Below are 1,611 nucleotides of genomic sequence, written 5' to 3'. Positions count from 1 at the left end.
GGAGCCTTGCCCGGTGGGCTTGATGGGGATCGAACCCACGACCTTCTGTTCCGGAGACAGACGCTCTATCCGCTGAGCTACAAACCCGTGCGCCACACTACTTTACACGCTCGCCGCCCGTTTGCGACACGATACGGTGAAAAAAGTGGCGCGACCCTTGCAATCGCAAGGAAAATCAGTACATGAGGGTGGCGAGACGACGACGTGCGCGCTTCAGCCGCTCATCGGTCGGCTCGGGAATCGTGAAGTATTCCAGCAGGCGCTTGCGCACCGGCTCGAGGTCGGCCTTGTGGCCGGCCGCCACGAAATCGAGCAGACGGTCGAACGCGTCCTGGATCTGTCCGCCGATCATGTCGACGTCGGCGACGGCAAGTTGCGCGTCCACATCGTCCGGCTTGTCGGCAGCGGCGGCGCGCACCACGCGCACGTCCGCATTGCCGGAACGGGCCAGCAGCAGCGCCTTCGCACGTTCGCGGGCCGCGCGCGCATCGTTCGGATTGGATTCCAGCACCTTCTCGTAAGCGGCGGCGGCACCGGCGTAATCGCCCTGCTGCGCCAGCATGTACGCCTCCTGATGTTCCGGCGGCACCTGGTCCTGGACGCTGGAGGCGGATGCGGAATTGGCCGCATCGGAATCGGGATCGCCCGAATACGGCGCAGTGCCGGTCACTCCGGCCTGCTGTGCGGCCGCGATCAGCTTCGGCACGACCACGTCCGTGATCTGCTTCAGCTCCTCGTCGGACGGCAGTCCCTGCAGAATCGGCATCGGACGGCCGCCGATCAGCGCGAACAGCGCCGGAGCCCCCTGAATCTGGAACGCCTGCGCGATGGACGGATTGGATGCGATGTCGATGCGGGACAGCTGGATCTGGCCGTTGAGCTTGTTCACCGCATCGCCCAGCGTGCGTGCCATGGGGAACAGACGGTCGTCGGTCGGCACCCACAGGAACAGCAGGATCGGGAAGGTGGCGGAGGTCTGGACCATGGCCTGGAACGTGTTCTCCGTGGTGTCGATGACGTATCCGCCGGCTGCGGGGGCGCCGCCAGCCTGACCCGGTTCGGCCTTGACCTGATGCTTGAGCGCCTCCAGATCAACGGCTCCCGCCAATGAAACACCCGGGTTGAACGCCTGCTTCTCTGCCATACATGCCTCCCAAAACACAAAATCGTTGCTGGCACCAACTATAGGTGCCAACAACGATTTCCCGGTTTTCATTCCCACGGATGCGCGATAGGCGGAAAACCGCCGACAATGCGCGTCCAAGGACCCGTCGTTTTACAGCGCTTCGACCTTCACCGGCTGGCGTTCGGAACCGACCGCGGTGATTTTCTGCCCGGAATTCGCCGGCGGAACATACAGCGCGATGACGTTCACATAGCTCGTCTTCATGGTGCTGGTGGCCTTGCCATTGCCGAACAGCGCCTTTTCCGCGTCAGAGGCCGGCTGCGATTCACGGCCAGCGCCGGCGGAACGCGTCCATTCGGAGTTGATCTGCGCCGCCACCAGATCGCCGCCGTCCGCGGAACGCATGACGCTGATGGCTCCATTGACCGGTTCGAAGGTCTGCTGCTGCGTGCCTTCGTTAAGCTCCATGGCCTTCTGCACCTGGG

Annotated in this window: 1 protein-coding gene, 1 tRNA gene and 1 pseudogene; all 3 read right to left on the bottom strand. The window is 63.7% G+C overall.

The window, feature by feature from the left end:
* Positions 1-14: 14 nt before the first annotated feature.
* Positions 15-87 (bottom strand) — tRNA-Arg (locus tag ACR0P8_RS09620).
* Between the two features lie 88 nt (positions 88-175).
* A complete protein-coding gene (locus tag ACR0P8_RS09615) occupies positions 176-1,144 on the bottom strand; it encodes a tetratricopeptide repeat protein (protein ID WP_432624837.1) in 969 nt (322 codons plus the stop codon).
* A gap of 132 nt (positions 1,145-1,276) precedes the next feature.
* A pseudogene (locus ACR0P8_RS09610) lies at positions 1,277-1,611 on the bottom strand (hypothetical protein); the annotation flags it as partial.

It is taken from the genome of Bifidobacterium sp. (genome assembly GCF_050874245.1).
Classification (GTDB): domain Bacteria; phylum Actinomycetota; class Actinomycetes; order Actinomycetales; family Bifidobacteriaceae; genus Bifidobacterium.
Note: the sequence above shows the minus strand (reverse complement) of the source record. Positions and strands in the feature narration are given on the sequence as shown.